The organism is Streptomyces sp. NPDC042371 (genome assembly GCF_056437465.1).
The window spans coordinates 769969-795866 of the sequence record NZ_JBWKAP010000003.1; the positions used below are offsets into that span (position 1 = coordinate 769969).

Annotated in this window: 25 protein-coding genes and 2 pseudogenes; 7 read left to right on the forward strand and 20 right to left on the reverse strand. The window is 71.7% G+C overall.

The annotated features are described in order from the left end of the window. The first annotated feature begins 117 nt into the window (after window positions 1-117). Together AC068B_RS12760 and AC068B_RS12765 are read left to right on the forward strand one after the other, a co-directional pair. Window positions 118-1227, forward strand: coding sequence for a serine hydrolase domain-containing protein (locus AC068B_RS12760; RefSeq protein WP_478671151.1), 1110 nt, complete (start codon window positions 118-120; stop codon window positions 1225-1227). A 152-nt stretch (window positions 1228-1379) separates the two neighbouring features. Continuing rightward, window positions 1380-2441, forward strand: a complete 1062-nt coding sequence (locus tag AC068B_RS12765; RefSeq protein WP_478671154.1) for an ArsR/SmtB family transcription factor — start codon at window positions 1380-1382, stop codon at window positions 2439-2441. Here AC068B_RS12765 and AC068B_RS12770 read toward each other — a convergent pair. After that, entirely contained in the window at window positions 2434-2961 is a 528-nt protein-coding gene (locus AC068B_RS12770) for a DUF4232 domain-containing protein (RefSeq protein WP_478671155.1), read from the reverse strand. The two genes, AC068B_RS12765 and AC068B_RS12770, sit on opposite strands and share 8 nt — an antisense overlap. A gap of 247 nt (window positions 2962-3208) precedes the next feature. Further along, on the reverse strand, window positions 3209-3781 hold the full coding sequence (locus AC068B_RS12775) for a helix-turn-helix domain-containing protein (RefSeq protein WP_468558034.1): 573 nt from the start codon (window positions 3779-3781) through the stop codon (window positions 3209-3211). Window positions 3782-3932: 151 nt separating this feature from the next. Here AC068B_RS12775 and AC068B_RS12780 point away from each other — a divergent pair, with 151 nt between their 5' ends. Beyond that, a complete protein-coding gene (locus AC068B_RS12780) occupies window positions 3933-4955 on the forward strand; it encodes an alpha/beta fold hydrolase (protein WP_478671158.1) in 1023 nt (340 codons plus the stop codon). A 29-nt stretch (window positions 4956-4984) separates the two neighbouring features. Here AC068B_RS12780 and AC068B_RS12785 read toward each other — a convergent pair whose 3' ends face one another. Both AC068B_RS12785 and AC068B_RS12790 read right to left on the reverse strand, forming a co-directional pair. Then, complete coding sequence (locus tag AC068B_RS12785; RefSeq protein WP_478671159.1) at window positions 4985-5797, reverse strand: SAM-dependent methyltransferase; 813 nt, start codon at window positions 5795-5797, stop codon at window positions 4985-4987. A gap of 99 nt (window positions 5798-5896) precedes the next feature. Continuing rightward, entirely contained in the window at window positions 5897-6592 is a 696-nt protein-coding gene (locus AC068B_RS12790; protein WP_478671160.1) for a DNA-binding response regulator, read from the reverse strand. A gap of 97 nt (window positions 6593-6689) precedes the next feature. On the opposite strand from AC068B_RS12790, the gene AC068B_RS12795 reads away from it, so the two are divergent. Together AC068B_RS12795 and AC068B_RS12800 are read left to right on the forward strand one after the other, a co-directional pair. Beyond that, a complete protein-coding gene (locus AC068B_RS12795; protein WP_478671163.1) occupies window positions 6690-7622 on the forward strand; it encodes an aldo/keto reductase in 933 nt (310 codons plus the stop codon). Between the two features lie 26 nt (window positions 7623-7648). Then, window positions 7649-10228, forward strand: a complete 2580-nt coding sequence (locus AC068B_RS12800) for a DUF6185 family protein (RefSeq protein ID WP_478671164.1) — start codon at window positions 7649-7651, stop codon at window positions 10226-10228. Window positions 10229-10243: 15 nt separating this feature from the next. Here AC068B_RS12800 and AC068B_RS12805 read toward each other — a convergent pair whose 3' ends face one another. The 10 genes from AC068B_RS12805 to AC068B_RS12850 all read right to left on the reverse strand — a co-directional run bounded on the left by AC068B_RS12805 (window position 10244) and on the right by AC068B_RS12850 (window position 19552). Continuing rightward, window positions 10244-11068, reverse strand: coding sequence for an endonuclease I family protein (locus AC068B_RS12805; protein ID WP_478671166.1), 825 nt, complete (start codon window positions 11066-11068; stop codon window positions 10244-10246). 169 nt (window positions 11069-11237) lie between these two features. Then, window positions 11238-11660, reverse strand: a complete 423-nt coding sequence (locus AC068B_RS12810; RefSeq protein WP_478671167.1) for an acyl-CoA thioesterase — start codon at window positions 11658-11660, stop codon at window positions 11238-11240. A 96-nt stretch (window positions 11661-11756) separates the two neighbouring features. Beyond that, the gene (locus AC068B_RS12815; RefSeq protein WP_478671170.1) at window positions 11757-12398 is read right to left on the reverse strand and encodes a hypothetical protein; all 642 of its coding nucleotides are present in this window, start codon (window positions 12396-12398) and stop codon (window positions 11757-11759) included. A gap of 51 nt (window positions 12399-12449) precedes the next feature. Beyond that, window positions 12450-13355 carry a TIGR03619 family F420-dependent LLM class oxidoreductase gene (locus tag AC068B_RS12820; protein WP_478671171.1) on the reverse strand — a complete coding sequence of 302 codons (906 nt, stop codon included), beginning with the start codon at window positions 13353-13355 and terminating at the stop codon, window positions 12450-12452. Window positions 13356-13450: 95 nt separating this feature from the next. Next, a complete protein-coding gene (locus AC068B_RS12825) occupies window positions 13451-14056 on the reverse strand; it encodes a histidine phosphatase family protein (RefSeq protein ID WP_356248848.1) in 606 nt (201 codons plus the stop codon). Window positions 14057-14179: 123 nt separating this feature from the next. Further along, complete coding sequence (locus tag AC068B_RS12830) at window positions 14180-14962, reverse strand: hypothetical protein (RefSeq protein WP_478671173.1); 783 nt, start codon at window positions 14960-14962, stop codon at window positions 14180-14182. Then, window positions 14962-16257, reverse strand: coding sequence for a VWA domain-containing protein (locus AC068B_RS12835; RefSeq protein WP_478671175.1), 1296 nt, complete (start codon window positions 16255-16257; stop codon window positions 14962-14964). Before AC068B_RS12835 ends, AC068B_RS12830 begins: the two co-directional genes overlap by 1 nt. 159 nt (window positions 16258-16416) lie before the next feature. Beyond that, entirely contained in the window at window positions 16417-17643 is a 1227-nt protein-coding gene (locus tag AC068B_RS12840) for an FAD-dependent monooxygenase (protein WP_478671305.1), read from the reverse strand. A 35-nt stretch (window positions 17644-17678) separates the two neighbouring features. After that, entirely contained in the window at window positions 17679-18284 is a 606-nt protein-coding gene (locus AC068B_RS12845; RefSeq protein WP_478671176.1) for a peptidase, read from the reverse strand. Window positions 18285-18340: 56 nt separating this feature from the next. Next, window positions 18341-19552, reverse strand: a complete 1212-nt coding sequence (locus AC068B_RS12850; protein WP_478671178.1) for a pyridoxal phosphate-dependent aminotransferase — start codon at window positions 19550-19552, stop codon at window positions 18341-18343. An 84-nt stretch (window positions 19553-19636) separates the two neighbouring features. Between AC068B_RS12850 and AC068B_RS12855 the strand changes: the two genes are divergently transcribed. Further along, entirely contained in the window at window positions 19637-20305 is a 669-nt protein-coding gene (locus AC068B_RS12855) for a winged helix-turn-helix transcriptional regulator (RefSeq protein WP_478671180.1), read from the forward strand. Here the strand turns inward: AC068B_RS12855 and AC068B_RS12860 are convergent. Beyond that, window positions 20292-20417: pseudogene (locus AC068B_RS12860) on the reverse strand (MMPL family transporter); the annotation flags it as partial. The gene AC068B_RS12855 and the pseudogene AC068B_RS12860 overlap by 14 nt on opposite strands. A 48-nt stretch (window positions 20418-20465) precedes the next feature. Beyond that, window positions 20466-20938, reverse strand: a pseudogene (locus AC068B_RS12865) (MarR family winged helix-turn-helix transcriptional regulator). Between the two features lie 144 nt (window positions 20939-21082). On the opposite strand from AC068B_RS12865, the gene AC068B_RS12870 reads away from it, so the two are divergent. Beyond that, complete coding sequence (locus tag AC068B_RS12870) at window positions 21083-21988, forward strand: HipA family kinase (protein WP_478671181.1); 906 nt, start codon at window positions 21083-21085, stop codon at window positions 21986-21988. 12 nt (window positions 21989-22000) lie between these two features. Here the strand turns inward: AC068B_RS12870 and AC068B_RS12875 are convergent, their stop codons facing one another. The 4 genes from AC068B_RS12875 to AC068B_RS12890 form a co-directional block, all read right to left on the reverse strand. Further along, the gene (locus AC068B_RS12875; protein WP_478671183.1) at window positions 22001-22657 is read right to left on the reverse strand and encodes a fasciclin domain-containing protein; all 657 of its coding nucleotides are present in this window, start codon (window positions 22655-22657) and stop codon (window positions 22001-22003) included. 80 nt (window positions 22658-22737) lie between these two features. Continuing rightward, on the reverse strand, window positions 22738-24405 hold the full coding sequence (locus tag AC068B_RS12880) for a molybdopterin-dependent oxidoreductase (protein WP_478671307.1): 1668 nt from the start codon (window positions 24403-24405) through the stop codon (window positions 22738-22740). 62 nt (window positions 24406-24467) lie between these two features. Then, a complete protein-coding gene (locus AC068B_RS12885; RefSeq protein ID WP_478671185.1) occupies window positions 24468-25235 on the reverse strand; it encodes an anti-sigma factor in 768 nt (255 codons plus the stop codon). Next, a complete protein-coding gene (locus AC068B_RS12890) occupies window positions 25232-25816 on the reverse strand; it encodes a sigma-70 family RNA polymerase sigma factor (protein ID WP_468558002.1) in 585 nt (194 codons plus the stop codon). Before AC068B_RS12890 ends, AC068B_RS12885 begins: the two co-directional genes overlap by 4 nt. Window positions 25817-25898 lie beyond the last annotated feature (82 nt).

The window sequence follows — 25898 nt, forward strand, 5'->3', positions numbered from 1 at the left end:
GGAAAACTCCCCTGTTCTCCGAAGTTGCGCGGCCTGCGGCGTTTCTGACGGACGCGTACGCAACGTAGCTTTCATGTGTCACTAAAGACAAGAGAACACAGAATCAGGGGAGTTCACATGGAAGACGCCACTCCCGTGGCGCCCGCCCGACGGGGTCACGACGCCGCACAGCGTGTGCTCGATCGGGCGGTGCGGGAAGGGGGAGTGCCGGGAATTCTTGCTCAGGTACGTGACCGCGGCGGGAACTGGTTCGGCACGGCGGGGGTCGCCGACACGCGTACGCGTCGCTCGCGCGGGCACGAGGACCGGTTCCGGATCGGCAGCATCACCAAGACCTTCACCGCCACGGTGCTCCTGCAACTCGTGGCGGAGAGCCGGTTGACCCTGCGGGACACGGTGGAGCAGTGGCTGCCGGGCGTGGTCGCCGGGAACGGACACGACGGCGGCACGATCACGGTCCGCCAACTCCTCGACCACACCAGCGGAATCTTCAGCCACACCCATGACCAGCCGGCGCTGAGCACGCAGGAGAGCTACACGCCCGCGGAGCTCGTCGGGATCGCCATGTCGCACCCCGCGGACTTCCCCGCGGGGAAGGGCTGGGCGTACTCCAACACGAACTACGTCGTCGCCGGGATGATCATCGAGCGCGTGACCGGCCGGACGCTCACGGAGGAGATCGCCGACCGTGTTGCCCGCCCGCTCGGCCTGACGGGAACCTCCCTGCCGGTGGGCGCCGACGCGGCCCTTCCCCGGCCGCACGCGCGCCACTACACCAAGCTGTTCTCCCCCGATCCGGACGCCCCGGTCCACGACGTCACGGAACTGGAGACGACTCCGTACTGGGCGGCGGGCGGCATGATCTCCACCGTCTCCGACCTGACCCGGTTTTTCTCGGCACTGCTCGGCGGCCGCCTCCTCCGGCCGGAGCAGCAGCGCGAGTTGCTCACCATGACCCCGACGCAGGACTGGCTGCCCCGCTCCACGTACGGCCTCGGCGTCTCCCGCGTGATGCTTCCCTCCGGCACGGCGCTCTGGGGGATGGGTGGCGCGCTCTTCGGATCCTGGTCGTACGTCTACGGCACGCGCGACGGCACGCACCTGCTCGCGGTGAACATCAACGCCGACTGGGTGTCGGGGCGTTGGGAGGACCCGATCGGCATCTTCACCGACCTCCTGGAGGCCGAGTTCAGCTACGGCTGCGCGTTAGGGTTCGCGTCCCCCTGACGCGGTGACACGGCGGCGCCCCGCCTGGGGCCAGGGCTTTCGGCGCTGCCCGAAACTCGGGGGGACTTCGCTCACCCTTACGTGTACTTGGGAACCACGGTTCTTGCCACTATCGTCCACATGAACGCCGTAGCGGACAATCGGGGGATGCCGTGCTGCGTATTCATTTCAGTTCCGGAGATCTGGCCCGCACCAGGATCGCCGAGGAACCGGACCCCTTATGGGAAACGGTCCTGAGCCTGCAGCAACTCCGCGAGAAAAGCCGGGAACCGGTGCTCGACGGCTGGCGGCGCCGCAGGTGCGCGCGCGGCGGCCGTGCGCTGAGAACGCTGTCCCCGCTGATGCCCTCGCGGGGCTACTTCCCGGATTTCCTCACGCCCGCCGAGGGTTCGGGCGGGCTGGAGTCCGGGATCGATGCGGTGCTCTCCACACCGCGCCGCCAACTGCGCGGTGAATTGGCGCTGTTGGCGGGCCACAACCCGCTGCCCTCGGGAGTCCGGCGACTCGCCGAGGGGGGAACGGGCGCCCTGCACCGCCTGGGCTGTGCGCTGCGCGACTACCACGCCTCCGTCCTGGAGCCCGGCTGGCGGGACATCGCCTCCCGCATCGAAGGCGACCGGCGGCACCGGACCGAGACCCAGTGCCGCCTCGGCACCGAGGAGATGCTGCGGTCCTTCGCGCCCCTCCTTGGCTGGCAGTCCCCGGTCCTGTGCGCCGACTACCCCGTCGAACGGGACGTGTACCTGAGAGGGCGCGGACTGCTGCTGGTGCCCTCGTACTTCTGTCGGCGCACACCGGTGGCCCTGCTGGACGAGACCCTGTGGCCCGTCCTGGTCTACCCCGCGCGACCGCTCTGCTCCGACACGCCCGCCGCACCGAGCACCAGACTGGCACCGCTGCTCGGCCACACCCGGGCTGCCGTCCTGCAAGCGCTCCAAACCCCTTGTACGACAGGCGAGTTGGCGCGATGCGCGGGCGTGTCCGTGTCCTCCGCCAGTGAGCACGCCACGGTGCTGCGCCGCGCCGGTCTCATCGCCAGCACGAGACAGCGGCATCACGTGCGCCACACGCTCACCCCACTCGGGAACCACCTGCTCACCGGAGCCGTGGTGGGGCGGACACCGCCCCCGTCGGCCGAAAGGCCGAGCCGTGCGGCCGCCTCCCCCCGGGGGTGTGGGGGAGGTGGGCCGCACGGCTCGGGGCGCGTCAGCTGAAGGGAACGGCGTCGGCCGGGTCGGCGTGCCAGTTCGTGCTCAGCGGCTTGTCGACCAGGGTCGTGCTGGGCAGCCGGACGGAGATGGCGCCTTCCTCGTCCCCGGCGACGGCGATGACCATCCGGTCGAACTCCGCGCCGAAGTTGTTGTTGGTCGACTTGGGGTTGATACCGGCGTAGGCGGCGGTGGAACCGGAGAGCTTGATGGTGTCGGTGACGGCCTGCTCGGCGGGGGCGACCTGCCGGTCGGGGTGGGAGCCGAAGGCGGCGGCGGGGATGGTGCCCTCCAGGTAGCAGGTGATGCCGGGCCTGGCCTTGGCGGTCACGAGCAGGTAGCCGCCTGCCTGCGTCTCCTCGGTGACCTTGTAGGTCAGGTCGGCGGTACCGCAGACCTGCTCGACAGGGGCCTTGCTCTGGCCGCCGACGGCGAGGGCGGTGCCGGTGGCGGTGGTGGCGAGGGCCGCGGCGGCCACGGCGGTCAGGACGAGGCGGGTGGAACGGGCGGCGAGACGCGAACGCATCGAGAACTCCATGGGTGCGGTGAGTGGTCAGTGGCCAATGGGCAGTGGTCCCTGAGGGGGCTCGTTTCGGCGAGCCGCTCGGACGATCCACAGCATGGGCCGCGATCCGTCCCGGCCGCCACAACACGCCGGTGGTACGGGACGCAGGAATGCCGGAACGGCCGCTGACCAGCGCAGACACCTTCACCCTGGAACGGGGGACTGGAACGGGGAACGGGAACGGAGGGCCGGAGCGGTGACGTCCTCGTCAGACGTCCGTGACGTGCACTCGTTCGCCTTGCTGCCCGTAGATGGCGATGGTCTCCGCCGGTACGTCGTCCCGGGCGTTGCCGATCCAGTGCGGGGTGGCGGTGTCGAACTCCGCCGCTTCGCCCGCCGCCAGCTCCGTGCGGGTGTCGGTCAGGACGAGCTGGACCGTGCCGTGGAGGACGTAGAACCACTCCCGGCCGGGGTGCACATGGAACTGCGGCGGCGGGAGTTTCGACATCGGCGGGTAGATCACCTTGTACGCGCGCATCCCGCCCGTCTTCACGCCCAGCGGCACGAAGGTCAGCCCGTCCTTGCGGAAGGGGCGCAGGTGGACCCGTGGGTCACCGGTGGTCGGTGCGGCCACGAGTTCGTCGAGCGGCACGGCGTAGGCGCGGGCGAGGGGGAGGAGCTGTTCCAGGGTCGGGCGGATGTGCCCGCGTTCGAGCCGGGAGATCGTGCTCGGCGTGAGCCCCGTGCGCTCCGACAGGATGGCGAGGGTGAGGCCGAGCGCCTTGCGGAAGCCCCGCAGCCGCGGGCCGACGTTCTCCAGCACCGCCTGGTCTTCCGTCACCGGCCGACGCCTCCACTCGGTTCCACGGGGCCCGCTCCGTACGAACGCGCTCTTTGCAAGCCTGCAAAAAAGTGTGCGGTTCCGCAAGGCACGGCTTGAGGATCGCACCATGACACTCACTCGAAGCGGAAACAGAAGCGGCAGAAGCAGCGTGAAGCGTCCGCACCGCCGACGCGTGCTCCTCGGATCCGGCGCCCTTGCCCTCTCGCTCGCCGTGGGCGGCACGGCCGGGTGGAACACGCTGGATGGAGCCGACGGAGCCGACGGAGCCGCGGCGGCGACCCCCGCCCCCGACGACACCACGTTCAACGCGACGTTCCAGCACAAATTCGCGAAGGTCCGCGGCGTACGCATGCACTACGTCACCGGCGGCAAAGGCCCGGCCCTGGTCCTGCTGCACGGCTGGCCTCAGACCTGGTACGAGTGGCGGAAGATCATGCCGACGCTCGCCAAGCACCACACCGTGTACGCGCTCGACCTCCCCGGCCTCGGCGACAGCAAGGGAAGCCCGACCGGCTTCGACAAGAAGACGCTGGCCCGCTACGTCCACGCGCTGCTGCGGGACCGCATCGGGCTCGACGACTTCGACCTGGTGGCACACGATCTCGGCGCCGGAGTCGGGGCCCAGTACGTCTCGCAGTTCCCGGGCCGGGTCCATTCCTACGTACACATGGACTATCCGCTCCCGGGCCGGAAGCTCCCCGCCGCGAAGTACCGGACGTTCTCCTGGCACATGGCCTTCAACAGCCAGCAGGCGATCCCCGAACAGCTCGTGGACGACCGGGAGGACGTACGCGAGTACGTCACGGCGTTCTCCACGCAGGTCGCCTACGGAGGATCGGCATTCGGCGGTACGAGGACACGGCCGCCCTTCACCGAGGCGGAGACCGAGGAATACGTCCGCACCTACGGCCGCCCGGACACCCTGCACGCGGGATTCGAGCTCTACCGGAGCCTGGACGAGGACGAGCGGGACAACGCCTCCGCCGCACCCACGGACACCCCCACCCTGCTCCTCACGGCGACCGGTTCACTCGCCGCCACCCGGCCGACCCTGACGCCGATGCTGCGCAACGTCACGCGCGCGGTCGAGATCCCGAAGTCGGGGCACTGGCTGGCCGAGGAGAACCCCGACGCCGTGACCCGCGAGATCCTCGCGTTCACGGGCCGGTAGGTCGGGGATCTCCACCGCGTCGGCTCAGCTCACGCCTTGCGGCCCACCGCTCCGTACGCGTCGACCGCCGTCGCGTCCTCCGCGTCCGGGCGCCAGCGCGTGACCTGGGTGACGCCGGGCTCTACCAGTTCGAGACCCTCGAAGAAGGCGCCGATCTCGTCGACGCTGCGGACGTAGTAGGGGATCGCGCCGCTCTTGTTGTACTCGTTCGACGCCGCGATCATGCCCTCGCTGGTGGCCGTGGAGTCGCTGATGACCAGGTGGCTGCCGGACGGGAGGCCTGCCATGAGGCGGGTCACCAGATCGCGGGCCTGGCCGATGTCGGCGACGTGGCCGAGGGTGTTGAGGATGATGAGGGCGACCGGCTGGGACAGGTCGAGGGTCTTCGAGGCCTCCGCGAGGATCGCCTCGGGCTCGTAGAGGTTCGCGTCGATGTACGCCGTCTCGCCCTCGGGCGTGCTGGTCAGCAGGGCCCGCGCGTGGGCGAGGACCAGCGGGTCGTTGTCGACGTAGACGATGCGCGAGTCCGGGGCGACGCGCTGGGCGACCTCGTGCGTGTTGTCCGCCGTCGGCAGGCCCGTGCCGATGTCCAGGAACTGCCGCACGCCGTGCTCCGTGGCGAGGTGGCGCACCGCGCGGCCGAGGAACAGCCGACTGGTGCGGGCCACGTCGACCAGGCCGGGGAAGATCTCCTTGATGTGGTCCCCGAGCTCCCTGTCCTTCTCGTAGTTGTCCTTGCCGCCCACGAAGTAGTTCCAGAAGCGCGCGGAGTGCGGCGTGCTGGTGTCGATGCGCGCGCGGATGTCAGCGGCTGAGCCGAGCTGGGGGTCGTGATCTGACACGGGAGCCTCCTGGGCAACGTACCTGCCCCGTCGTACCCATCGGTTCGACGGTCAAGCGTTCAACGATCAAGCAGTAATCTAGACGGCCCTCCGCCGCGGTCAGTTGCCCGCCCCGTCCCGAACGCCGAAATCCAACTCGCGCGCCCGCAGCCCCGCTTGGAAACGGGAGGTCGCGCCAAGTGCGGTCATGAGCTCGGCGACGCGCCTGCGGTACGTGCGCAGCGACATGCCGAGCTCGCGCGCCGTCACCTCGTCGGTGTGCCCGGCGCTCAGCGCCCGCAGCACCCGGCGCACCTCCTCGCTCAGCGCGGGCGGCCGCGTCCGGCGGAACTCGTCGAGGTCGGCGGCCGTCTCCCAGGCCGCGTGCACCAGCGCCCTGACGCCCTCGACCGCGATCGGCGTACGGATCACGGTGAACGTCCGCACCCCCTGGACCGGCGCCCCGGCGAGGATCGCCACGCGCCGGTCGATGACGATCGCCTCGTGGGCGAGCGGCGCCGCCGTGATGCGGACCTGCGCCCCGGATTCGGCGATCCGGACGAGCCGTGCCTCCGACTCGGCGTCCGCGAGCGCGCGCGGGGTGTACAGCTTGCGCATCGTCAGGCCGCCGGGGACGAGCGGTGGGCGCCTGCCCCCGGCGAACGCGGCGTTCACGCCGGGCGAGAAGGTCACCAGGTCCGCCGCCGCGCACAGGAACTCCTCGCGGGCGCCGGTGATGAGCTCCCCGGCTCGACGCACCAGCTCCCGCTCGCCCCGCAGCGACACGATCTGATCTGTATGGGATGTGCTCGGCATGGTGGCGACAGTCTGCGGCCCGACCCGCAAGGGGTCAACGGCGGCAGCAAGTGGCCACGCGATCGCGCTCCCCGGACGCACGTCGCAGGATCTGGCCATGGCACCCATGGACAGCACCAGCTCCAGCTCCAACCCGCGTACGAGTACGAAGACGAGCAACGCCGCCCCGGCCGCCGCGGCCGGACACCACCGCATCGGCGGCGACCGCCTCGTCCACCGCATGGGCTTCGGCGCGATGCGTCTGCCCTCCGCCCACTGGGACGGCCCCGCCCACGACCCCGACCGCGGCATCGCCGTGCTGCGCCGCGCGGTGGAGCTCGGCGTGAACCACATCGACACGGCGGCCTTCTACTTCTACGAGGACATCGCGGCCAACGACCTCATCCGAAGGGCCCTGCACCCCTACCCCGAGGACCTGGTGATCGCCACCAAGGTCGGCCCCGGCCGCTTCCCCGACGGCAGCTGGATGGACCCCGCGGACCCGGCGGAGCTGCGCGCGGCCGTGCACCGCAACCTCCGCGAGCTGGGCCGGGACCACCTCGACCTGGTCTACCTCCGCTTCCTGCGGAGCGACGGCCCCGGCGAGGACCGCTTCGCCACCCTGGCGGCCCTGCGCGAGGAGGGCCTCATCCGCCACCTCGGCGTCAGCGGCGCCACGCCGGAGCAACTCGCCGAGGCTCAGGAGATCGCGCCCGTCGTCGCCGTCCAGAACAGGTTCAGCCCGCTGTCGCGCGACCACGCCGAGCTGATCGAGCACTGCGCGGCACGGAACATCGCGTACGTCCCGTACTTCCCCTTCGGCGGCGCCGGAGCACCCGACCTCGCGGCACTCCGCCGCGTCGCCGACCGGCACGGCGCCACACCCGCGCAGGTCACCCTGGCGTGGCTGCTCGCCGCGTCCCCGTCGATGCTCGCGATCCCCGGGACGTCGTCGCCGGACCACCTGGAGGAGAACGTGGCGGCGGCCGGGCTCCGGCTCAGCGCCGAGGACCTCGCGGAACTGGACGGGCTCGGGGACACTGACTCCTAGGCCAACTGGGGTGTTGGGGGTGGTAGTTGAAGTCACGTGCGGCGTTGCTGACGCTCGTAGTGGTGCTGTGCGCGCTGCTGTGGCCTGCCCGGGCGGGGGCCGCCGGGGACCCGGTCGACTCGGGGTGCGACACCGCGGGCCTCGACAAGGCGAAGGCGAGCGCCTCCGTCCGGCTCTCGCACGGCGGACGCGTCCAGACCAAGGTGACCGCCCGGCTGAGGGTCCATGTGCCGTCGTCCTGGGAGCATGCGAAGTCGCTTCTGCTGGACGAGGACACCGGCGAGTACGGAACGGCCATGGGGTGCCTGACCCGCCCTTACCAGACCCAGCTGCGCTGGTGGAACGAGTGGCGCCCCGACGGCAGCCCTTGGGTGAAGCCGGAGAAGGGCGGCTTCGAAGTCACCTTCGACACCTTCTCCTGGATCGACGATGCCACCGAGTGGTTCACTCTCGGCCCCTGGAGGGTGGAACGAGGTGTGGCGCGCTGGGGGCTGCTCTTCGAACCGGCCCCCGGTCTCCACCGCGTCGACTGGACGAAGATCCTCGTGGACCCCGGTGACCCGGGAGCCGCGTCGGCCGTGCCGGAGCCGACCACCAAGGAGGGCGCCACCGCACTGGTGTGGCGGCCCAAGGGCGAGAAGGGCCCGCCCTCCGTCGTGGTGCGGATCGCACCGGAGTGGCCACGGTCGTTCGCGGCGCAGGACGACCGGCTGCTGTTCGCCAACGTGAGCACCGTGGGCGGCTCGGCGTGGACGTTCGTGGCGTGCGGAATCCTCCTGCGCGCGGCCGGGAAGGTGCGTCGCCGTGCGGGGATCACCGGAGACGAGGAGCGGGCGGCGCGGACGCTGAGCGACTGGGCCTGGCTCTCGGCCGGTCTCGTCATCGCCGTCAACGCCGACGAGGTCCTCTACCGCCTCGCGAGGGCCTTGGCGAGCGAGGAGGACTGGTACGACCGCGAGCAGCGCCTCAGCTTGCCCAGCACTCTCGGTGTTGCCGTGCTCCTGCTCGCCTTCGGGCGGCCGCGGCGGCCTGTCGCGTGGGCGGGAGCCGTCCTGGCCGCGCCCGTGCTCGCCGTGTCGTGCGCGCCGCACCGGTTCGGACTGCCGACGTCATTGGAGCTGCACGTCGGTGCACCGGACAGAGCCGTGTACGCGCTGTTCGTCGCCCATGGCTGCGTGGCGGCGCTGAGCCTCCTCGGATTCGCCGCCGCCGTCTGGCGCACGGCCCGCGACTGCGGTCTCGTCCCACCGAGCCGTAGGGCCCCGAACGGCCCGCGCGACCTTCGACTCCGTTACGCCGGACCGGCGGTCGTCATCGGTACGGCAGCCATGGGCGCCTGCTACGCCATGGCGGTCGAACGCGACTGGCGGCGCATCTCATGGCTGAGCGTCCGATGGGACCCCACGTACGACCTGGATCATCTGGACGACATCAGGGAAGATCTCACCTGGTTCACCGTGAACTTCCAGAACTGGTGGTTCTGGTACCACTGGCTGATCACCGGCCTCGTCGTCCTGGCCGTGCTGCGAGCCGCCGGTGCGCGGGCCACCGAGTCGCCGGTCGAGGAGCCGGAGGACCGGTGGCTCTTCCTGCTGTTCTTCCCCGTCATCGTCGGTCTGGCCCTCGGCTCCTTCGGCAACAACGCACTCCTCGAACCCGTCTGGCTCCTCCTGAACATGGCGGCGCTGTACCTGGTCACGGTCGTGGCCAGGAGCCGGACCGTCCTCGACCACGTCCTGGAGACGACCCGCGAGCGACTCGGCGACACCGTCACCGCCCACCGACGCCGCGATGTCCTGGGCCGCGCCCGCCGCTACCGCGAGATCCACGCGATGATGCGACGGCTGGAGGCGGGCCAGTCGGACGACGACATACTCCAGCGGCGCCTGCTGGAACAGGAGGTACGCGGACTCCACACGTGGACCAGCGCGTCGGGCACCCCGGACCGGCTGCCCTCCCGGGTCTCGGTCGTCGACGTGGCGCTCGCGATGGGGCCGCGCGACACCTGGTGGGGCAACGGCTGTAGGGCCGCCCTGATCGCCTGCCTCTTCGGCCTCCCGGCGACCGCGGTGGTGGTCTGGTCGGGGTGGATCCGCGGTGACAACTGGCGCGCCAGCATGTACTCCGGTTTCGGCCTGCCCGACATGGCGATGGGCTTCGTGTGCTGGCAGGCGTGCTGGGTCGGCGGGGGCTTCGTGCTGGGCGCGCTCTGGCGTCGGCTGCCGGGGCGGCGGGGGCCTGTGAAGGCGCTGGCGGTGGCCGCGGCCGTCGCCCTGCCCGCCGGGGTCGGCGCGGTGGGGTACTTCTTCCTGGACCAGGGGTACGGTGACATCGGCCTGGTCGTGCTGACGATGCTCTTCGTCCTCACCCTCACCGGCATCGCCCTGGACCTCGACATCTTCCAGGGCGAACGCCGGTTCTGGCAGAGCCGGTTCGGGCTGCTGCTGTCGATCTACCAGATGCGGTACTTCTCGCTGCAGCTCGCCTACCTGGTCGCGCAGGCGGTCGCCCTCGTCACGCTCTGGCAGTTCTTCGCCGACACCGGTGGGGGGCCACCGCCCAAGGAGTTCGAGGGCGGTGGCAGTGGCGGCGGCAGCGGCGGCTGAGCCGCCAGGCCGAGGTCAGTAGACCTCTTCCACCCACTCCGGGTGGTCGATGAACGGGTTCCGGTTGTGCTGGAACTTGTCGAATATGACCTGGTTCCGGTTCTTCTCGAACGCGTCCGGCGGGTCCTCGTCGCTCCACTTCTTCAGGACCGAGAGACGGCCGATGGCGGGCGCGCTGCCGTTGTCCACCTTGTCGTTGGGCTCCAGGTCGGGGAAGCCGCTCTCGCCGTCGTAGCGGACCGCCATGTAGAGGATCATGCGGGCCACATCGCCCTTGACCGCGTCGCGGGGCTCGAAGGAGTCGCCGTCGGTGAGGTTGCCGGGGGCTCCTTCGACGGCGCTGCCGCCGTTGTCGAAGTCCTTGTTGCCACGGATGCTGTTGACCGTGACGTCCTCGGGGCGCAGGTGGTGGACGTCGGTGCCGGGGCCGGTCGCCGTGCCGAAGTCGCCGTGGGACTTGGCCCAGACGTGCTCACGGTTCCAGTCGCCCTGGTCGCCGCCGCTGCTGCTCTTGCTCCGCGAGGTGCCGGAGTAGAGCAGGATGACGTTCGAGCTGTTGGCCGGGTCCTCGTCGGTGGTCTTGAGGGCGTCCCAGACCTGGTCGTACGAGAGTTTGGTCTGTTCGCTGATGATCGTGTGCAGCGCGGACTTGAGCTCGGGCCCTGTCTTGCCGAGCGCGTCCTTGTAGTACGTGTCGTCGTAGGCGCCGACGGCCGCGGGGGCCGGGGCGGGTGTGGGGGAGGGGGTGGCCGTGGCGGTGGCCGGCACGGTGATGCCGACGAACACCGCGGCGGCGGTCAGGGCCAGGGGTTTCCAGCGGCGTACGCGCGGGACGGGCATGTGGGGTGTGTCCTTTCCCGGTGGCCTCGCGCGCCGTGCGCCCGAACCAATGAGCGTGCGGTCTACGCGAGTTGACTAATCAACCACCGGGAGAGTGGCACGGATGTGCGTACGAGCGTGTGAACGTATCGGGATGGTTGGGTAACGATGTCATGTACATGGATGCTGGCTACAGGCCCAGTGTCGACGGGTCCGCCGCCAGCGCCCTGAAGTATTCGCGCGGATCCGCCACCAGCCGCCGCTCCTTGAGGTCGAGCAGCCCGCCGACGGAGGAGACGGTCGCGGCGACCGTGCCGTCCGCCTTGGTGATCGTCTGCTCGACGCCGAACGTCTTGCGCTCGCCCCACACGAACGTGCAACTCACCGATACCTCGTCGCCCGCGAGGAGTTCGCTGCGGTAGCCGATGGTGGTCTCCAGGACCACCGGGCCGACGCCCTTGTCCAGGAGGTCGGTCTGCGCGATGCCCGCCGCACGCAGCAGCGACCACCGGGCGTGCTCGGCGTACTGGAGGTACACGGCCTGGTTGAGGTGGCCCTGAGTGTCCGTCTCGTACCCACGGACGCCGACGCTCACGGAGTAGGGCTCTGTCACGGTGTTCCCTTCGCTGGACCGGTCTTCATCGGTGCGTGCTCGAAGCGTTCAACTCGGCCATTGCGTACGGCATTCCGATGACACGTGCCCCGAGGCTCACACCCTCCGCGGCGACGCCAGCACATAGCGGCCGCCCCCGCGCGGCTCCGCGTGCTCGCTGACCTGCCAGCCCGCCCGCTCCAGGGCGGCGGCACACCCCCGGATCCCCTCCGGCGTCGGTTCCCGCACGGCGACGGCCTCCGGCTGCGGTGTCCCGGCGACCCGGTACCCCTCGCGGCCGGGGCCCGCAGGTCTGCACCCGGCCGCCTCCAGGGCCAGTGCCGCCGCCTGCACCAGATGCGTACGCTCCCAGGCGCACGGGCGGTCCCGGGCGCCGTCGGCGTTCGTCATGCGGCGCAGCTCGACCAGGCCCTCCCAGGCGCCGCGGACCTCGCGCGCCCTGGCGGGGCCCTCGGAGCCGGGCGGCTCGGTCTCCGTGCCGGTGCGCGCGGCGAAGACTCCGGAGGAGGGCGCCGGGGCCGGGGGCGGCGGCTCAGGAGTGGCGGCGGGGGCGGCGCCCTCGTCCCTTGCCCGATGGCCCGCGGGCGTCAGGAAGAACGCGTGCGGCGGCCGGGGATGGCGGAAGGCGAGGCGCGCCCGCACCAGGCCCGCCAGCTGGGCCTCACTGCCGGACAGGCGTCCGGTCTGCGGGTCCGCGGCCTCGATGATCCGTCGCTGAGCGGCTGTCGGAGGCTTCACCGCGCGCACCCCTTCCCCGAACCGGTCCCGTCGATCAGTCGACGGGGTTCGTCAACTGGTACCGATGGTGCCCTGTGCCACTGACATCAGGAGTTCGAGGACCCGCCGGTCCTCGTCGGCGCCCGCCTGCTCTGCGGGGCTGCCGGGGTAGGTGTCCAGGAGGACGTCCGTGGCGCCGAGACCGGCCAGGGTCTCCAGGTCGCCACGGATCTGGTCGACGCTGCCGTGGCCCAGCGGACGCCCCGGAGCGTCCTGCTGCTCTCCGATGCGGATCTGCAGGCGCGGCACCAGGTCCGGCGCGGGACGGCCCGCGGCCTCGGCCTCCGCCGCGATGCGGGGCAGCGCATCGCCGAGCAGTTCCCGGCTCGGCATGAACGGGTGCCAGCCCTCGCCGAGGCGAGCCGCGCGGCGCTGCGCCGCGGGGGAGTTGCCGCCGACCCAGACGGGCAGGCAGGGTTCGGTCGAGGGGGCGGGCGCGGTGCGCACACCGTCGTACGCGACGTACTTCCCGTGGAACGACGTCGGGTCCTCGCGCCACGCGGCGCGGATCGCGGTGAGGTACTCGTCGGTGATCGCGCCGCGCTCGCGGAAGGGCACGCCGAGCACCTCGTACTCGGCGGCCGACCAGCCCACCCCGGCGCCCAGGACGAACCCGGCGTCGTTCAACTTGTCGATGTTGGCGGCCATGCGGGCCGTCTGCAACGGGTGCCGGTACGGGACGACGGTGATGGTCGTCCCGAGCCGCAGCCCCGGCACCCGGCCCGCGAGGTACGCGGCGAGCACGAACTGGTCGTAGAACGGCGCCGGATAGACCTCGTGCACGTCCGGGGTCACCGCGATGTGATCGGAGATCATCGCGAACTCGAATCCGAGGTCGCGCGCGTCGGTCGCCTGCCGGAGGAGGGAGTCGGGGGTCGTGCCGGGGCCGAAGTTGAGGAGGTTAACGCCGTATCGCATGGCCGCAGTCTTGATGATCGTCATCGCGTCTGTCGAATGCCGTCCGCGCGGATCACGGTCGGCTTGCGGCCGGGCGGATCACACGGTGGGAAACGTCACTTCACCAGCTGCGGACGCAGGTTCCAGCTCGCCACCACGTGCCGCCGGTGCTCCGTGCTCAACCGGCTCACGGTGCCGGTGGCGAGCAGGAACATCGAGCCGCCCGACGCGGGCAGGCCGAGCCGACGGGCCGCGAGGACGCGCAGGAAGTGGCTGTGGGCGAAGAGGACGACGCTGCCCTCGTTGTCGGCGAGCGCCGCGTCCACCTTCGCCAGCATGCGGTCGGCGCGCTGGCCCACCTGCTCCGGGCTCTCGCCGGGATGCTCCGGCGGGCCGAGCGCGACACCGTCCGTGAAGAGGTACCAGTCGGGCCGGGTGCGGTGGATCTCGACGGTCGTGACCCCTTCGTACGCGCCGTACTCCCACTCGCTCAGGTCCGGGTCCACCCTGGCGTCCCCGAAACCGGCCAGCTCCGCGGTCTCCAGCGAGCGCTGCCGCGGGCTGGTGAACGCCGCCCCGATCCGGAACCTGCTGATGAGCGGGGCCAGCGAGCGCGCCTGCTCCCTGCCGTTGTCCGTCAGGGGGATGTCCGTCCAGCTGGTGTGCTGCCCCGAGAGGGACCACTCCGTCTCGCCGTGCCGGACGAGGAGCAGATCACCCATGATCGCGCCGTTCCTGTTCTCCCGGTGGTGGCGGGCCGTCCGGCACCGCCACCACCGAGCCTGCCACGCCCCCCGGGTCCCGCGCCCGGCGGGACCCGGCAGGCGGGGCGTCACGCGCCTGCGCTACATCCCCTGCGGCACCCGCGCGGGCCGCCCCGAACCGCGCGTCAGCGCGTATCCGCCGACGCCCGCGAGCGCCGCGAGGACGCCGCCCGCCGCCGTCCAGAGCCAGCGCGACGACCACCAGCCGCCCGACCAGCCGTCCTCCGGCTCCACGGCGGCGGCGGTCTGCTTGTCCGAGCCCGCGCCCGGCACCAGCGGCTCCGCGAGCGCCCCGTCGACCGCCTGTGCGCCGCCCGCGTCGGTCGAGGTGACCTTCGCCTCGGCCCGCACCGGCTGCCCCAGGTCGTCCGCCTTGAGGTCGGTGACGGTGAGCCGCAGGTAGTACGTGCCCGGCAGCGGATCGTTCGCCCACTGCTCCGACCAGGACCTGACGGTACGCAGCGAGCAGGACAGCGACACCGACGCGGCGTCCTGCGCGGCCGTCTTCGTGGGCGTGCCGAGTCGGCAGGCCTGACGGCGCCGCAGCCCGTCGTACACGTCGACCTGCCAGGTGGACGCGGCGTGCCGGGTCGCGGCGTCGGGCAGCTTCACCGTCGCGTGCACGGTGGCGCGCTGACCGGTGTCCACGGGGAACGCCCAGTACAGGTAGTCACCCGTGGACGCCTCCGCGGTGGCCTCCTGGTCGATGCGGAGCGCGGTGGCGGTACGGAAGGACGTGCCCGCCTCCGTCACCGCCTCGGGCTTTTCGTCGTCGGCCGTCGCCGCTCCGGCGGCTCCGGTCAGCGCCAGCAGGGCCGCGCCGGTCGTCACGGCGAAGCGCCGCACCACACGTGTCGTACGCATCAGTTGGTCCTCCAGACCGCGAAGCGCCAGCGCGATACCCAGCCCCAGACCAGACCGGCGAGGAAGCCGACAAGGACGAGGAGGCCGAGCAGCCACCAGCCGTGGCCGAGCCCGAAGAAGGCGACGTCAGAGGCCTCGTCGGAGGTGTCCACCAGGTCGACGGCGAGCTCGACGGGGAGACCGGGGGACGTCTTGACCGAAGCGGCCGCCGAGAAGGAGTTGCTGACGCGCAGGCAGACGCTCTCAGCCGTGCCTTCCTCCTCGTCGTCGTCCGCCTCGGGCGTCGGATACCGCAGCCCCGTCGAGATCACGTCGGTGCGCCCGTCGCCGGACTCCTGGCCGCGCACGATCTCACGGCCGCCCGGCGTCTCGGCGCGCAGCAGCACGCCGTAGTCCTTGTTGACGGCCCGGTCGGCGGCCACGCTCACGGAGGCCCGCAGCTCCTTGCCCGCCGGGACGTCCACGCGGTACCAGCGGTGCTCGCCGAACTTCTCGCGGTCGGTGTAGAGACCGGACTTCAGCTCGGGTGCGTCGGTGCACTGGGCGGCGCCCTTCGCCTCGACCGGGGTGACCACGGGGTCGGCCGCGCGGTCCACCAACTGCTTGACGCGGCCGGAGAGTTCATCGGTGTGCCGGATCGACGTGTACGTTCCGCCGGTGGCCTCGGCGATGCAGCTCAGCTGGTCGCGGGTCTTGGCGTCGGGGACCAGGCCGAGCGTGTCGATGGTGAGGTGGATGCCCTTGGCGGAGATGTCGCGGGCGACCACGCAGGGGTCGAGCGGCTGGCAGGTGTCCTCGCCGTCGGAGATCAGCACGATGCGTCGGCTGCGCTCGGCGTCGTCGTCCTTCGTCAGGTCGTCGGCGGCCTTGAGGAGCGTCGGGCCGATCGGGGTCCAGCCGGTGGGCGCGAGCGTCGCCACGGCGGTCTTCGCGTCGGTGCGGCCCGCCTTGTCGAGCTGCTCCACGGGGTAGAGCAGCTCGGTGTCCTTGCAGCCCGTCTTGCGGTCGTCGCCGCGGTAGTTGGCGCCGAGGGTGCGGATGCCGAGCGCGACCTCGTCCGGGGTCGCGTCCAGGACCTCGTTGAAGGCCTGCTTGGCGGCGGCCATGCGGGACTTGCCGTCGATGTCGCGGGCCCGCATGGACCCGCTGACGTCGAGGACGAGCTCGACCTTGGGGGAGGGCTGTGCCGGTTCGTCGCTGTCATCGGCGGCGGCGGGGCCTGCCGTGACGAGCCCGGCGGTCAGGGCGGCGAGCAGGGCGATGGCCCAGGCCGCCGGCCGTTGTCTTGTGATCATCGCCGGATACTATTGATCTCGGGTGTGCATCCCCAAAACGGCGTCAGAACGGCACCCGGCGCGACGGCCTGACCACGCATCACGCACGCAGGTCCACGGGGGTAGGAGCGGGGCGCGCGAGTCGGCGTCAGCGCTTCAGCACGCCCCTCGAACGCCGCGTCAGCGCTTCAGCACACGCCCCCCGAACGCCCCGCTCCCGTCGGCCTGCTTCCACCACGTCTCCATCGCCGACTGGTCCATCGCCCGCCAGTCCGGCGTCGCCTGAACCAGCGCCCCGCCGAGCCGCCGCCCGAGGTCCACCATCGCGCGGCCGGAGACCGTGCGGTCGGTGTCGTACGTGTCCAGGGCGTCCGCCCAGGTGTCCGCCGTGGCGAGGGCGGACTCCAGGACCGTCGCGTCCTGCAGCGCCTTGACCGCGCCCGCGCCGGTGTGCGGCCGCGCCACCGCCGCCGCGTCGCCGACCAGCAGGACGCGGTCCGCCGTGCAGCGCGGCGCGGTGAAGTCGTACATGGGCTGGAGGAAGAGCTCGTCGGGCGCCGTCTCGCGCAACAGTGCGCCCCAGTAGGGCGGCAGCAGGTCGTCGGCCACATGGCCGAGGTGGGCGGCGAGCGCGTCGGTGAGGCCGCCGGGCGGCAGGCTCGTGGGACCGGTGAGCCGGAGGTCGAGGCCGAGTCCGAGGTCGAGGTCCGGGGGCGGCGCGGTGTACAGGACCCAGTTGACGCGGTGGCCGCCCGCGCCGTCCGGGATGCGGTAGATGATCACGTGGCCGCCCGGGAAGACGGCGTATACGCAGTCGTCGTCGGCCCACGGCTCCGGATCGTGCAGCCGGGCCTCGGGGAAGGCGCCGCGCCAGGCGAGGTAGCCCGCGTAGGCGGGGCGTACGTCGCCGAAGCGGGCGGCGCGGACGGCGGAGCGGTAGCCGTCGGCGCCGATCACGAGGTCGTGGCGGGTGCTGTCCGTGTCGGTGGTCACCTCGACGCCGTCGGGCCCGGGGAGCACGTGCCGCACCGGTGATCCGGCGCGGAAGTCAACGCCCCGCGGAATGCGGCCGCGCAACTCGCGCCACAGAGGACCCCAGTTGTACGTGCGGAAGGGGAACGGCATCACGGCGATCTCCCGGCCCACCGGGGACGCGGCCGCGTCGTCACGCACGTACCACCGCCGCCGCACGAGCTGCACCCACGGCATGCCCGCGTCCAGGTACCCGGCCGACTCCAGTTCGGCGTAGCGGGAGTCGTGCACGGCGAGTCCCACGCCGCGGTCCGCCAGGTCCCCCGCGGCCCGTTCGTACACGGTGATCTCGTCCGCGCCGCCGCGGTGCGCGGCCAGGGCCGCGGCGCACCCGGCGATGCTGCCGCCGACGACGGCGACCTTGCCTCCACGCATCATGGCGCCATCCTGGCAGCCCCGGTGACCACCTGTCAGCGCAGCGACACCCCGCGTCCGGCGAAGAACGGCTCGAACTCTTCGGTGGACAGTTCGGCGGCGCGGCTGCGGGCGTCGATGCCCGACGGGTTGTGGAAGTGCAGCAGCCCCTCGGCCGTGCGCCGGGTGAGCAGGACCAGATGGCCGCCGCGGCCCGGCGAGGGGCGGTGCGGGCGGCGGATCTCGAAGTGCACCGAGGCGATGACCTTCTTCCCCTCGTCGAGGAGCGCGCAGATCTCCTCGACGGAGAGGTGCCGGTGGACCTCGGCGTCGACGCCGAACTCGTCGCGGGCGTACTCGGCGAACGGGGCGTAGATCATGCCCTTGATCACCCCGCCCTCCTCGGTGTACGCACCGCGCTTGAGCGCGCCGTCCCGCAGCGTGAAGAGGGACGGCGCGGACGGGCCGAGCGCCATCCGGAAGCAGGTGAGCCCGCACAGGTGCTTGCACCAGCGCGCGTAGTCGTCGAGGGTGGCCGCGCCCGAGCTGGGCCAGGCCGGGTCGGCGGCGGCGTCGAAGCCCTCGTACACGATGGGCGCGACGAGTTCGGGCGAGGCGAACTGGGTCTGGACGGGCTGTCCGCAGGCGGTACAGGGCGGCACGGTGCTCCCGGCTCTCGGCGTCGTGGTCGGCTCCACCGGTGGTGTCACCGATGGGATCACTGATGGTATCCGCTCAGGAATCGGCCGATGCGGCTGATGGCCGCGTCGAGGTCGTCGGCGTAGGGGAGCGTGAGGATGCGGAAGTGGTCGGGGCGGGGCCAGTTGAAGCCCGTGCCCTGGACGACCTGGATCTTCTCCTGGAGGAGGAGGTCGAGCACGAACTTCTCGTCGTCGTGGATCGGGTGGACCTTCGGGTCAAGACGCGGGAAGGCGTACAGGGCGCCCTTCGGCTTCACACAGGAGACGCCCGGGATCTCGTTCAGCTTCTCCCAGGCCTTGTCGCGCTGCTCACGCAACCGGCCGCCGGGCGCGGTGAGTTCGCGGATGGACTGGCGGCCGCCGAGCGCGGCCTGGATGGCGTACTGCGCGGGGGCGTTGGGGCACAGCCGCATGGAGGCGAGCATCGTCAGCCCCTCCAGGTAGCTCTTCGCGTGCTGCTGCGGCCCGGTGACGACCAGCCAGCCCGACCGGAACCCTGCCACCCGATACGTCTTGGACAGACCGCAGAAGGTGAGGACGACGAGGTCCGGCGCGAGGGAGGCGACGCTGTGGTGCACCGCGTCGTCGTACAGGATCTGGTCGTAGATCTCGTCGGCGAAGACCATCAGGCCGTGCCTGCGCGCCAGGTCGAGGATGCCCTCCAGGACCTCCTTCGGATAGACCGCGCCCGTGGGGTTGTTGGGGTTGATGATCACGACGGCCTTGGTGCGGTCGGTGATCTTCGAGGCCATGTCGTCGAGGTCGGGGTACCAGTCCGCGGACTCGTCGCACACATAGTGGACGGCCTTGCCTCCGGAGAGGGTCGTGACGGCGGTCCACAGGGGGAAGTCGGGGGCCGGGATGAGGACTTCGTCGCCGTCCTCCAGGAGGGCCTGCACGGCCATGGTGACCAGCTCGGAGACGCCGTTGCCGAGAAAGACGTCGTCTACGGAGACGTCGTCCAGGCCGAGCGACTGGTAGCGCTGGGCGACGGCGCGGCGGGCGGAGAGTACGCCGCGCGAGTCCGTGTAGCCGTGCGCGTTCGGGAGCATCCGGATCATGTCCTGGACGATCTCCTCGGGCGCCTCGAAGCCGAAGAGTGCGGGGTTGCCGGTGTTGAGGCGCAGGACGCTGTGGCCCGCCTCCTCCAGTGCGTCGGCGTGCTCGATGACGGGGCCCCGGATCTCGTAACAGACCTCGCTGAGCTTGCTCGACTGCCGGAACTCCATGCGCTGTGCCTCCCGTGACGTGTGTTACTTGGTTTTACCAAGTCTCCGCTTGGAAAGTCCAACAACTTGCATAGACTATGTCGCATGCCACCTCAGCAGCCCCGGCCGAACGCCCGGCCCCGCCGAAGCTACGACCAGTACTGCGCCGCAGCCCGAGGCCTCGACGCCGTGGGCGACCGCTGGACCCTGCTGATCATCCGGGAACTGCTCGCGGGCCCGCGGCGCTACACGGACCTGCACGCCGACCTGCCCGGCGTCAGCACGGACGTCCTGGCCTCGCGCCTGAAGGACATGGAGCAGCAGGGCCTGAGCACCCGCCGCAAGCTGCCCCCGCCCGCGGCGGCGTACGTGTACGAACTGACCGACCGCGGAAGGGAGTTGCTGCCGGTCCTCAAGGCCCTCGCCGCCTGGGGCGCCCCCGCCCTCGCGGAGCGCAGGCCGACCGACGCGGTGCGGGCGCACTGGTTCGCGCTGCCGCTGCTGCGGTCCCTGGCGGGTCTCGGCGCCGCGGGGGTGCTCGAAGTGCGGCTCGACGAGGGGTGCTTCCACGTGCGGACCGGCCAGGGCGCGGAGGGGTACGGCGAGGGCGCGGCCCCCGAGGAGCCCGACGCCCGCATCGCCCTGGACGCCGCGACGTGCGCGGCCGTCGCCCGGGGCGAGCTCACCCTCGGCGAGGGCGTGCGGGACGGTCGGGTCGAGCTCAGCGGCGACGGCGTCCTGGCGAAGGCCTTGCTGGAACGAACGCGACGATGAACGCGATCTGAACCAGGAAGGCCAGCGGGATCACGCCCAGGGCGGCGAACGTGGCGGCCAGGACGAGACCGGCCGACGTGATGACGCCACCGGTGGCGGTCAGGCCGCGCAGGCCAGGGGGGTCCCGAGGTGTGACTCCTACGGAGCAGGAACATGACCCCTACGGGGCAGGCTGGGGCAGGTCGGAAAGCTCCTCGTTCAGTGCCGTGAGGAAGCTCAGTACGACGGTGAGTTCCTCAGCGCTGAAGCGGGTGCGGGCGCTCTCCGTGGCCACCGCGAGGGGCTGGCAGAAGGCCCGTGCGGCGGCGCGGGCACTGTCCTCGTAGTGCAGGTGGACGACGCGGCGGTCCTGGCTCTCCCGGGAGCGCCGGATGGGCCCGGCCCGCTCCAGCCGGTCGAGGCAAGCGGTGACGGCACCGGACGTCAGGCCCAGATGCGCCCTGAGCCGTCCCGGAGTCATCGGCTCCTGGGCGTCGAGGATGGCGCCAGGGCCTGGACGTCGGTGGCGTGCAGCTCGTGACCGGCGGCGAACGCGTGGACCAGCCGGTTGATCTCGCCGTTCATGCGGCGCAACTGCACCGTGAACGACACCAGGTCGGTCGCCGCGCTGCTCTCGGGTGCTGGATCTTTCATGGACGCCACGCGAGCAGCCTATAGAGCCGTCGGGGCCCCGGACTCCGGAGAGCGGGGACACTGATGACCCTCACGACGGCATGTGCGAGCCCGCCGCGGAAACCCGCTCGTGCGGGGCGCTGACCTCGGCATACAGTGGCCGGTGTGCTGCGTGAAGTGACTGCTGTTCGCTATGTGAACCCGCTGCGGACCGGCGGCTCCGTGCCCGGCGTCGTCGAGGCCGACGACCTCGGGACCTACGTCGTGAAGTTCACCGGGTCGGCCCAGGGGCGCAAGGCGCTGGTCGCCGAGATCATCGTCGGTGAACTCGCGCGCCGCCTCGGCCTGCGCTTCCCCGAGCTCGTGCTGGTCCACTTCGACCCGGCGGTCGCCGCCGACGAACCGCACCAGGAGGTCCAGGACCTGCTGCACGCCAGCGCGGGCCTCAACCTCGGCATGGACCTGCTGCCGGGCGCCGCGGACTTCACACCGGAGGCGATCGACGTCGACCCGCTGGAGGCAGGGAAGGTCATCTGGCTCGACGCCCTCACCGCGAACGTCGACCGCACGGTGCACAGTTCGAACCTGATGATCTGGCCCACGTTCGGCGTGCACGAGCCGAAGCTGTGGCTCATCGACCACGGCGCCGCCCTCGTTTTCCACCACCGCTGGGGCGCCTCCGCCCCCGACAAGGCGTACGACTTCCAGCACCACGCCCTGGGCGCGTACGGCCCGGACATGGCGGCCGCCGACGCCGAACTGGCGCCCCTGGTCACCGAGGACGCCCTCCGCGAGATCGTCGCCCTCGTCCCCGACGCCTGGCTCGCCGACGAGCCCGGCTTCGACTCCCCGGACGCGGTGCGCGCGGCTTATGTGGACCACCTCCTGGCCCGCGCCCGCGCCTCCGCGGCGTGGCTGCCCACCTGCTTCCCCTCCCGCGACGAGCTGGCGGCCGCCGACGCCCGGCGCGCCGCCGCCACCGAGAAGGGCCGACCCTCCTGGCTGAAGCGCGTCCCCGATCTGCACGGGAAGCCCGCTGCGGAGCAGGACTGGTCGACCCATCTCGGCTGACGGCAGCCGGTCTCACATCTTCGGCATCAGGACCGTGTCGATGACGTGGACGTTGGCGTTGGCCGTCTTGACGTTGCCGCAGACGACGTTCGCCGAGTCGTTCACCTTGTACGACTCTCCCGAACCGGACGTCGTGAGCTTGGACTTCTCCAGCGTCTCGTAGGAGCCGCTCGCCAGGTCCTTCGGCGCGAGCCGCTTGCCGACCACGTGGTACGTGAGGATCTTGGTGAGCTGCGCCTTGTCGTTCAGGACCTTGTCCAGGTCGGCCTTGGGGATCTTCGCGAAGGCGTCGTTCGTCGGGGCGAAGACGGTGATGTCCTTGGCGTTGTTGAGCGTGTCGACCAGACCGGCCTTCTTGACGGCGGTCACCAGCGTGGACAGGTCGGGGTTGTTCGACGCGGCGGTGGCCACGGGGTCCTTCGCCATGCCGTCGAAGCTGCCCTTGCCGTCCTTGGGCACGGACGAACAGCCGGGACCGAAGGGCTCCGTCATGCTGCCCATGTCGTCGGACGGGCTCTTGGAGGCGCTCGCGGTGGCCTTGTCCTTGGCGGTGTTGCTGCCGCTGTCGCTGCTGTCGTCGGAACAGGCCGTCAGGGCGACGGGGAGAAAGGCGACCGAGACGACGGCGACGGCGGCGCGGCGGACCCGGCGGGGGGTGGTGGTGTTCATGGCTTCTCCTGGTGTCGATGTGATGTGAGTGAGCACGTGTTCGGCTCGACTCCGGTCCGTGTACGGAGGAGGGGGGCGGGTCAGTCGACGGTGACCACCACCGAATGGCGGCCGCTCGCCCCGTCGGGGATCGTGCGGGTCCGCTTGTCGGTCTGGACGGCGCCCGTGCGGTCGGTCGCCCGCACGGTGAGCGTGTGACCGCCCGCGGCGGCCTTCCAGGGGAAGGACCACTGGCGCCAGGTGTCCCGGGTGTCCTCGGACGCCAGGTCCGCGAGCTGCCAGGGGCCGTCGTCGACGCGCACCTCGACCTTGTCGATGCCGCGGTGCTGCGCCCAGGCCACCCCGGCGACCATCACCGTGCCCGCCTTCGGCCTGGCGAACGGCTTGGGGGTGTCGATCCGGGACTGGGTCTTGATCGGCGCCCTGGCGGCCCAGTCGCGCTCTACCCAGTACGGGTCGTAGGCGTCGAACGTCGTCAGCTCGATGTCCTCGATCCACTTGCACGCGGATACGTAGCCGTAGAGACCCGGCACCACCATGCGGACGGGGAAGCCGTGCGCGAACGGCAGCGGCTCGCCGTTCATGCCGAGCGCGAGCAGCGCGTCGCGGCCGTCCATCACGTCGTCCACGGGCGTGCCGATGGTCATGCCGTCCACGGACCGGGCGACCAGCTGGTCGGCGGGGCCTCCCCGGGACGGCGGCTCGACCCCGCACTCGGCGAGCACATCCGCCAACCGCACCCCGATCCAGCGGGCGTTGCCCGCATAGGACCCGCCGACCTCGTTCGACACGCAGGTCAACGTGATGTCCCGCTCGATCAGTTCGCGCCCCAGCAGGTCCGCGAAGGACAGGGTCCGCTCACGCGCGACGCCCTTGCCGTGGATGCGCAGCCGCCAGGTGTCGGCGTTCACCTTGGGCACCACGAGCGCGGTGTCCACCCGGTAGAAGTCCCCGTTGGACGTGACGAAGGGGCTGATGCCCGGCACGCGCAGCCGCGCGCCCTTGGGGACGGCGGAGGCGGGCGAGGCCGGAGCGGGCAGCACGATGCCTGCGCGCGAGGCGATGGCGCCCTTGCCGCGCGAGGCGTTGAACGCCCGGCCCAGGGCGCCGACCCCGGCCGAGGTGGCCGCGGCCGCGGTGGCGGCGACGAGGAAGCGGCGCCGGTCCCACCCGGTTTCTCCCGGGGCCGGGTCCTCCGCTTCCCCCTGGGCCGGGGCCGGGTCCTCCGCGTCCGGGTCCGCCGCGCCGCCCACCGGGACCGGAGCCGGGCGAGGCCGCAGCAGGCCCGCGAGCACGTACAGCAGCGCCGCACCGGCCACGGCGCCCGCCAGGGAGGGCAGCGCATCCACGAGACCGGTGGAATCCGGCCGGGACGTCGCCGCGAAGGCGCCGATCAGCCCGAAGAGCAGCACGCCCGCCGTGCCGACCCGACGGTGGCGCAGGGAGACGAGCCCCAGCGAGACGGCCAGGAGCGCAAGCACCGCGACGATGCCCGACTGCAGGACGAGCTTGTCGTCGGTGCCGAACTCCCGGATGGCCCAGTCCTTGACGGACGCGGGGGTGCGGTCGATCGTGGCGCCGCCGACCGCGACCACGGGCCCTGCCTCGGGACGCACCGCGGAGGACAGCAGCTCCGCCGCCGCAAGTGCGGCGAACCCGGCCAGCGCCCCGCTCAGGGCGCCCGCCGCGATCCGCCACAGGTCGCGGCGCGGTTTCGGGCGGTTCCGTTCTGTCGTCACATGGGGTATCCGAGGCCGACGGCCGTGCGGATTGGTCAGTTCCCCACCGGATTCCCCATCCGATGGGGAGATCAGGCGGGCAGGTCCATCAGCGCCACCGGCGCAGAGGTCGGCTCGTCCGAACCGCCCGCCGGTTCCACCGTGATGCCCATGCCCGTCGCCTTGCCGACTCCGCCCCGCATCAGGACCGTCACCGCCGACCGGTCCGGCTCCACGAGTCCGGCCGAGCGCATGGACCCGCCGTCGTCGAACCAGAGTTGGTAGACCTTGCCGCGCGGCGGCCGTGCCATGCCGTCGGCCACGAACACGGCCTTGTCGAGGCTCTTGGAGACGACGACCGTCCCCCTGGCCCCTTCCGTGAGCTCGCCGGTACGGGTCCTGGCGTCCGGCGCGGCGAGCACCGCCGCGAGCTCCTGGGCCTGTGTCCTGGCCTGCTCCTGCGCCTGCCGGGCTGCGTCGCGCGCGTCCTGCGCACGCTGGTGCTGCCAGACCGCGGTGCCGCCGAAGGCGACGGCCGCGGCGAGGCAGGCCGCAAGGGCCCAGCGGGCCAACCCGTGTGCCCCGCGCGGCGTGGCGCTCGGCACCGGACCCGGTTCGCCGCGCGGCACGTCCTGGCGGACCGTGGCGATGCGCCGGAGCACCTCGTCCTTCATGGCGGGGCGGGGCGTGACGGCCGATGCCAGCGCCAGGCGCGCGACGGTCGCGGTCAGCTCCCGTACCTCCTGGGCGCAGGACGGGCAGAGCGCGAGGTGCTCCTCGAACTGCGCGCGCTCGGCGTCGTCCAGGGCGTCGGCGGCGTAGGCGCCGGTCAGGGTGTGCAGGTCGGCCGCGCTGTTCACGCGCTCACCCCCAGGCAGTCGCGCAGCCGGATGAGGCCGTCGCGCAGGCGGGTCTTGACGGTGCCCAAGGGGAGGGCGAGCAGCTCGGCCACCTGTCGGTAGGTCAGGCCGCGGTAGTAGGCGAGGGTCACGGACTGGCGCTGGACCTCGGTGAGGGCGCGCAGGCACCGGCGCACCTGCTCGCGCTCCAGATGCGCCTCGACCTCCTCGCTGACCTCGTCGAACGCCGGGGTGCGGGCGAGCAGTGCGGCCTTCTGGTCACGGGCCGCGGCCGCCTCCACCGAGCGGACCCGGTCCACCGCGCGCCGGTGCGCGAGCGTGAGCACCCAGGTCATCGCCGTGCCGCGGTCCGGCCGGTAGCGGGGCGCGGTGCGCCACACCTCGACCAGGACCTCCTGGGTGACCTCCTCGGACTGGGCGTGGTCGCGCAGCACTCCGCGCACGATCCCGAGGACGGGGCCCGCCACGGCGTCGTAGACACCGGTGAACGCTTGCTGGTCCCCGCGGGCGACCCGGGCGAGCAGCTCTTGCAGATCGGGGCCGGGTGCCGACCGGGACCCGATGCGGACGACTTCATTCACGCGCAGATCCTCCAGGGCGCAGGCCGACGTACACCTCTGATACGTAGCCGACCGCGCTCCGGATTGGTCAACCTTCCACGCA